Origin of the sequence: Microbacterium sp., from assembly GCF_035554235.1 — a bacterium.
In the GTDB taxonomy this organism is placed as follows: domain Bacteria; phylum Actinomycetota; class Actinomycetes; order Actinomycetales; family Microbacteriaceae; genus Microbacterium.
Genome location: NZ_DATMIO010000184.1, coordinates 1 through 7,070, shown reverse-complemented (window position 1 = coordinate 7,070; position 7,070 = coordinate 1). Strand labels below are relative to the sequence as shown.

Here is a 7,070-nt window from a genome sequence, read left to right as displayed (position 1 = left end):
ACCCGGAAGATGGCCCCAGAGAACGACCGATGTCTCGCGACAGATGAGACACATGTCGCGAGACATCACAGAGCGGAGGATAGGGGATTCGAACCCCTGAGGGCTTGCACCCAACACGCTTTCCAAGCGTGCGCCATAGGCCACTAGGCGAATCCTCCACGGCTCGAAGAGCCTCGGCAATCCTACCTCGATGTCGGAGTGCCGATTGCGCCTTCGGCATAGACCGAGCCCGGGCGGATCACGAGCGACCGCGGCGCGGCGATGGCGATGAACCGGGTACGGGCGCTCACGGCCCCGAACATGGCGGCACGAACCTCGGTCACAGCTTCGGCGAGCTGCGGCCCGAGCGCGAACTGGTGGCGGCCGCCGCGGGCGTAGCTCGCGTACTCGATCCCATCGACGAGGTCGGCGATCGCATCCTCGGGTGCGCCGTGCATGGCCACGAGGCGTGCGCCGAGCGCGCGCGGGCTCTCGCTCGCGGGCACCGGCACGCCCAGGTCGAGCGCCGTGTTCTGCAGCTCGCGCCATGCCGCTCCTGCGTCGCCCGCATGGGCAGCGGAGACCTGCACGCGCCGACGCCATTCGCGCAGCAGCGAGGGTATGGCGAGAAGGACGATGATGCCGAACCCGATCGCGAGAACCGGCAGAGGGTTGAAGGGCTGGTCGGCGCTTCCCGCACCGCCCTGCGGGATCGTGGGTGCGCCGTCCGTCGAGAGCGACGACGTCGGGGCCGGGGTCTGTCCCGGGGCGAGGCTCGGTCCGAGGTCGGTGCCGTCGGAAGGGGCCAGCACGGACGCCGGGGCGAACGTGGTCGGCACGCCGCGTCCGGATGTCGGCTCGAACGGGATCCAGCCGATGCCCTCGAAATGCACCTCGGGCCACGCGTGCAGCTGCGAGCTGCTCACGGAGAAGACCGTCTCGCCGTCGATCGAGTCGCGCGTCGATGTGCCGGGCAGGTAGCCCACGACGACCCGCGAGGGCATGTTCAGGGTGCGTGCCATCACCGCGAACGTCGATGCGAAATGCACGCAGTAGCCGCTGCGCACCTGAAGAAAGCGCTCGATCGCCTGCAGGCCGGAGCCGTCGAAGGCATCGTCGACCGGCGCATCGAGCGAGTACTCGAACTCTCCGCTGCGGAACCACCGCTGCAACGCGACGAGGGCGTCGTAGTCGGATGCCGCGCCCTCGGTCACCTGGAGCGCCAGCTCACTCACGATCGCCGGCATCCGCGGAGGAAGCGATGTCGCGTCGCCCGGCGCGACGCCCAGCCCCGTCTCGGCGTCCCTGATCTGCTCGAGCGTCGGTCGGGGGACGTGCGTGATGACCTCGTAGGTCTGCTGATTCGACGAGAAGCGATCGCTGACGACCGTCCGGTTATCCGGCACGCCCAGCCACTCGCCCTCGAGGCCATCCACCGCGACGGCCGGGAAGGCGACGGGGAGCCAGCGGCTCGTCAGGTCGATGACCTCGATGCCGGTCCTGTACTCCGTGACGCGGATGTCGTCATCCACCTGCACCTCGCCCAGCCCGTCCTCGAGGGGTGATGTGCGCCCGGCGTCTGGCACCCACACCCGACCGGTGAACTCCGAGAGCGTCACGGCCCGCAGATACGGGGTCGTCGTCGAATCGCTGTGCAGGCGCAGCACCTCGGCGTCGCGTGGCTGTCGCAGGTCGTCGCCGAGGGCGAGCGACGGGTCGATCGTGTTGCCGCGGGGACCGAAGCCGGCGCCGGGCTGCGTAGCCGCCTCGGGCAGCAGCGGCGTGATCGAGATCGCAACGACCACGGCGATCGCGCCGATGCCGGAGGCCACCGCCGACACGCCGCTCGGGGCGGTTCCGCGGTTCTCGCGCCTGCTCTCCCGCGAGCGCGTCTCCGCGCGGAGCAGGAACAGGATGCCGGCGGCCAGCATCACGAAGGAGGTCACATCGACCTCGCCGGGAACGGCGATCGCGGGGATGAGCGATACGGCGATGAGTCCGACCCCGGCCAGGAGCGGCATCCTCGCCGTCAGCACGACGTGATCGATGATGATCGCGAGCAGCCCGACGGCGCCGATCGTGAGGAACGACAGCGGCACCTCCGCATCCAGCGGCGCGGATCCCAGGGCCACCTCGCGGCTGGCGGCCTCGATGAGGGGCGGAACGCTTCGGAACGTCTCGGGCGTCGGAATGATGCCGAACAGCGCCGAGTCGCGACCGAACAGGACGGTGAGCAGCACGAGCCAGACTGCGGCCTCGATGAGCGTCACCGCGACGGCGGGCACGGCGAAATGCCGCGCGACATACCCCGCGGCGAGCACCGCGGCCACCATGACGATCGTGCCGAAGAACCACCAGTCGGGCGTGATCACCCGGAGCAGGGGCATGAGTGCCGCGAGGAGTGTCGCGCCGACGCCGATCGTGAGCGCGAGATCGGGGCGCCGCCGCACGGGGGTCAGGGACTCAGGCGAAGACACGATTCGTCTCCCGTCCGATCCGCGCCCAGGAGGTCGCGAGGTCCTCGTCCGGATCGAGGTGCGCACAGCGCCAGCCCGCCTGCGCCGCCCGCTCGAGCGCACCCCCGGCCGGTGCGACGGCGAGGAGGACCGGCAGCGTCGAGTGGTGCGCCAGGGGGGCGATGGCCTCGGCGTCCGCCTGATGGAGACGACCGACGATGACGATGACGGGTCCCGTCGTCACGCCCGCGAACAGAGCGGCCAGCCTCTCGAGGTGGTCGTCCCGGCGCGCGGTGAGGGTCGCGAAGCGGGCGAGCAGGTCGTCGATGTCGGCGTCGCTGTCGAGGGGATCGGCGAGCGCGGTGCCGTCGGTGTCGATGACCTCGACCGTGTATCCCTCCTTCGCGAGGCGCGCGGCGATGGAGACGCACGCCGAGACGCCCGCCTCGAACCCCGGATCGGCACCGGGGGAGCTCAACGCGTCGGTCGACCACCGGAGTGCGCCGAGGTCGAGTACGACGGTCGCCTCGGGCGTGGATTCCTGCTCCTCCTGTCGCACCATGAGCTGGTCGCGGTGCGCCGTGGCCCGCCAGTGGATGCGGCGCATCGAGTCGCCGGATGCGTACGGCCGCGCGATGAGGTTGTCGGCGCCCTGCCCGAGCTGGGAGGTCGATGAGTGCAGGGACCCACCCGCCTCGCCCATCGCGTTGGCGAGCGGGGGCAGATCGGAGACGGCGGGGACGATCGTGACCGGAGTCCGGTCGCCGATGACGAGGCGGCGCCGGGCGAACCCGAACGGGTCGCTCGAGGTGATCGTGAGGGGGCCGATCGCGTGCACGCCGCGCCGCTTCCCGGTCACGCTGTAGCTGAGCTCGACGGCGCGCTCGCCGCTGCGCATTCCCGACGACAAGGCCGGGAAGGCGCCGCGCGCCTCGCCCGCGAGCGCCTTCGGCAGCCCGTCCTCCCACCGCCCCGGCGGCACGGGCAGGGCGGAGCGGAGCCCCGCGGCGACGGTCACGGTCGACTCGCGGCCGACGGCGGCGACGTCAGTCGAGAGCGCGCGGGTCACGCTCGCCCCGCGCTTCATCGCGTAAAGGGAGATGACGCTCGCCCCGACGACCGCGAAGAGCAGCAGCGCGAAGTACATGAGCACGGGCAGGGCGAGCTCGCCGGAGAGGATCAGGCATGCGACGGCCAGCGCGACGGCCCCGGTTCCCCGGAGCGTCAGCGGCCAGAGGCGTCTCATGGTCGTGCGGCGAGGGGCACGCGCACGGACCCCGCGATCCTCTCGAGGATGGCGGGCACCGTGTCGGCGGCGCCGCGGCCGCGGGAGCCGATCGCCGCCCGCGTCGGGATCAGCCGGTGCGCGAACACGGGGATGAGGAGGGCGGCGATGTCATCCGGGATGACGAACGCCCGGCCATCGAGCGCGGCCCAGACCTTCGCGGCCCGAACCAGCTGCAGGGTCGCGCGCGGGCTCGCGCCGAGGCGGACATCGGGATGCGTGCGCGTCGCCTGGGCGAGCGCGACGGCATAGTCCTCGATCGCGGGCGAGACGTGCACGGCCCGCGCGTGGGCGATGAGCCCGGTGACGACCGCCGATGTGACGACGGGGTCGAGCTCTTCCAGCGGATTGACGGTGTCGCGCTGGCGCAGCATGAGGGCTTCGCTGCGCGCGTCGGGATAGCCCATCGAGATGCGCATCATGAACCGGTCGCGCTGCGCCTCAGGCAGGGCGTAGGTGCCCTCCATCTCGAGAGGGTTCTGGGTGGCCACGACGAGGAAGGGCTCCGGGAGCATGTGGGTGCGTCCGTCGACGGTGACCTGTCCCTCCTCCATCGCCTCGAGCAGCGCGGACTGCGTCTTGGGGGAGGACCGATTGATCTCGTCGGCGATCACGATGTGGGCGAAGATGGCGCCGGGCTTGAATTCGAACTCGCGATCGACGGGATTGAAGACGCTGACGCCGGTGACGTCTCCGGGGAGCAGGTCGGGCGTGAACTGGATGCGCCGCACGGTCGCGTCGACGGCGGCGGCGAGGGCACGGGCGAGCATCGTCTTGCCGACGCCCGGAACGTCCTCGATCAGGAGGTGGCCTTCCGCGAGGAACGCCACGAGAGCGCTGCGCACCGCATCGGGCTTGCCGTCGATGACCTTGCCGACGGCGTCGAGGATGCCGGTGGTCGCGCGGGCGAAGCGCGCGGCATCCATCTCCGGAGGCGGCGCCACCCCGTTCCGGGCGCCGGAGGAGAGCTCCGTGGACTCGGTGATCGCGGCGTGCTCCATACGGTCCCCTCGCGTCCGGCCATGCGGGCGTCATCGCCCGTCTTTCGATCGTAGCCCGCGGGCAGGCACCCGTCTCCTGGGAAGTGCCTGACCCGTGCGCCCGATGCGACGGCGTCGAGGCGCCTCGCGCCGCTTGCTAGAATGGTGTCGGCTCTCCGCGCGGCGGCATCCAGGCCAACTCCCCCAGGACGGAAACGTAGCAAGGGTAACCAGGCTCTACCGGGTGCGCGGAGAGTCTTCTCATGCCTGGATGTTTCGCCAGCGCCGCCTGGAAGTATGGCCAGTGTTCCCCGGGCGGCCGGTTTGCGATCGGGCCCTCCCCGTAGGCTGAGGCCGTGGCGCAGAGCATCTTCATCACCTCCGCCGAAGGCCATTCGGGCAAGTCCACGATCGCTCTCGGCGTGCTCGACACGCTCTCGCGGGCGACGTCCCGCGTCGGCGTCTTCCGCGCGATCGCGCGTTCGACCGACGAGCCCGACTACGTGCTCGAGATGCTCCTCGCGCACGACGGGGTCCACCTCCCCTACGAGGAGTGCGTCGGCGTCACCTACGACGACGTGCGGGCAGACCCGGATGCCGCCCTCGCGACGATCGTACGCCGGTACAAGGCGGTCGAGGCCAAATGCGACGCCGTCGTCATCCTGGGCAGCGACTACACGGATGTCGGCAGTCCGGCCGAGCTCGCCTACAACGCCCGTATCGCGGCGAACCTCGGGGCGCCCGTGCTGCTCGTGCTCGGCGGGCGGGCCTTGCAGGGCCAGGGCGAACGCCTCGGCACCGGAATCGCGCGAACGCCGGCCGAGATGGGCCAGATCGCCGATCTCGCCCTCACCGAGCTCGCCCATGGCCGCGCGCAGCTGTTCGCCGTCGTCGCGAACCGGGTCGACCCCGAGAGCCTGCCCGATGTCGTCGCGGCCGTCCGTGGTTCGGTCGACGTGGCCGGTGTCACCCGCGTGCCCGTGTGGGCGCTTCCCGAGGACTTCTTCCTCGTCGCGCCGTCGATCCGCGGCATCCTGCGCTCGGTCGACGGAACCCTCGTCAAGGGCGATCCGGATCTGCTGACCCGCGAGGCGCTCGGCATCGTCGTGGCGGGGATGTCGATGGTCAACGTGCTGCCGCGCCTCACGGAAGGCGCCGTCGTGGTCATCCCCGCCGACCGCACCGAGGTGCTGCTGGCCACTCTGCTGGCCAACGCGTCGGGAACCTTCCCCTCGATCTCGGGGATCGTGCTGAACGGCCCCTTCCCGCTCCCGGGCGACATCGACCGGCTGATCGACGGCTTGTCGTCGAACGTGCCGATCATCGCGACGGACCTCGGAACCTACGAGACCGCCGTGCGGGTCATGAACACCCGCGGCCGGCTCGCCGCGGACTCGCAGCGGCGCTACGACACCGCCCTCGCGATGTTCGAACGGCACGTCGACACCGACGAGCTCACCGTGGCACTCGGCGTCGCCCGCGCCACGGTCGTGACGCCGCTCATGTTCGAGTACGGGCTTATCGAGCGTGCCCGCTCGCAGCGCAAGCACATCGTGCTCCCCGAGGGCGACGATGACCGCATTCTCCGCGCGGCGGCGAGCCTCCTCTCCCGGGGTGTCGCCCAGCTGACGATCCTCGGCGAGGAGTTCGAGGTGCGCAGCCGCGCGATCGAGCTCGGCATCGACATCCGCGAGGCGAATGTGCTGAGCCCGTTCGATCCCGTGCACGTCGACAAGTTCGCGCGCGAATACGAGCGGCTGCGCGCCCACAAGGGCGTCACGTACGCACAGGCGGCCGACACCGTGACCGACGTGTCGTACTTCGGCACGATGATGGTGCACCTGGGGCTCGCCGACGGCATGATCTCGCGCAGCACGGCTGCGCCCGATTTGGTTAGATGGAGCAGCTTGACGCGCTTGTCCTCGCGCGACGGCTTGCGCTCGATCAGCGCCTTGCTCTCCAGCCGCTCGATCACGTTGCCGAGCGTCGAGCGGTCGAACGCGATCACCGCCGATAGCCGGGTGGCGTCGATGCCGGGATGGGTGTGGATCGCCACCAGCGCCGCATATTGCACCGGCGTCAGGTCGAACGCCCTGCATTCCTCGACGAAGATCGAGACCGCGATCTGCTGCATCCGGCGGAACAGGTAGCCGGGCGCGGTGTAGACCGCGTCCATCGTGATGGGTGACGGCTTACTCGGCATCGGGCTGCCTGTCCGGCGCCGCGTCGGCGAACGCCTTGATTTCCCTGGTCGCGGCTTCCGCCTCGAGCAGGCGCGGAAAGGCTGCGACGTCGACGCCGAAGCGCCGTGCGTTCGCAAGCTGCGGCACCAGGCAAAGGTCCGCAATCGTCGGCGTCGCCCCAAAGCAA

At 70.5% G+C, this 7,070-nt stretch carries 3 protein-coding genes, 1 tRNA gene, 1 other RNA gene and 2 pseudogenes; 2 read left to right on the top strand and 5 right to left on the bottom strand.

Annotated features, from left to right (window positions below; all coding sequences use genetic code 11):
• Positions 1 to 73 precede the first annotated feature (73 nt).
• The 4 genes from VNT50_RS09575 to VNT50_RS09560 form a co-directional block, all read right to left on the bottom strand.
• Positions 74 to 158, bottom strand: a tRNA-Ser gene (locus tag VNT50_RS09575).
• A gap of 24 nt (positions 159 to 182) precedes the next feature.
• Positions 183 to 2,456 carry a transglutaminase TgpA family protein gene (locus tag VNT50_RS09570; protein ID WP_325484886.1) on the bottom strand — a complete coding sequence of 758 codons (2,274 nt, stop codon included), beginning with the start codon at positions 2,454 to 2,456 and terminating at the stop codon, positions 183 to 185.
• Positions 2,443 to 3,681 (bottom strand): DUF58 domain-containing protein, encoded by a 1,239-nt coding sequence (locus VNT50_RS09565; RefSeq protein ID WP_325484885.1) that lies wholly within the window; start codon positions 3,679 to 3,681, stop codon positions 2,443 to 2,445. Before VNT50_RS09565 ends, VNT50_RS09570 begins: the two co-directional genes overlap by 14 nt.
• Positions 3,678 to 4,646, bottom strand: coding sequence for an AAA family ATPase (locus tag VNT50_RS09560; RefSeq protein WP_325484887.1), 969 nt, complete (start codon positions 4,644 to 4,646; stop codon positions 3,678 to 3,680). The genes VNT50_RS09565 and VNT50_RS09560 overlap by 4 nt, the downstream gene beginning before the upstream one ends.
• Positions 4,647 to 4,867: 221 nt before the next feature.
• Between VNT50_RS09560 and ffs the strand changes: the two genes are divergently transcribed.
• Together ffs and VNT50_RS09550 are read left to right on the top strand one after the other, a co-directional pair.
• Positions 4,868 to 4,964, top strand: an RNA gene (ffs, locus tag VNT50_RS09555) — signal recognition particle sRNA small type.
• Positions 4,965 to 5,056: 92 nt separating this feature from the next.
• Positions 5,057 to 6,676 (top strand): annotated as a pseudogene (locus VNT50_RS09550) (phosphotransacetylase family protein); the annotation flags it as partial.
• Here the strand turns inward: VNT50_RS09550 and VNT50_RS14360 are convergent.
• Positions 6,670 to 6,834: pseudogene (locus VNT50_RS14360) on the bottom strand (hypothetical protein); the annotation flags it as partial. The pseudogenes VNT50_RS09550 and VNT50_RS14360 sit on opposite strands and share 7 nt — an antisense overlap.
• Positions 6,835 to 7,070: the final 236 nt, after the last annotated feature.

Coding starts and splice junctions, on each gene's coding strand:
- VNT50_RS09565 (WP_325484885.1), bottom strand. CDS start 3,681: ATGAGACGCCTCTGGCCGCTGACGCTCCGGGGAACCGGGGCCGTCGCG.
- VNT50_RS09560 (WP_325484887.1), bottom strand. CDS start 4,646: ATGGATGCCGCGCGCTTCGCCCGCGCGACCACCGGCATCCTCGACGCC.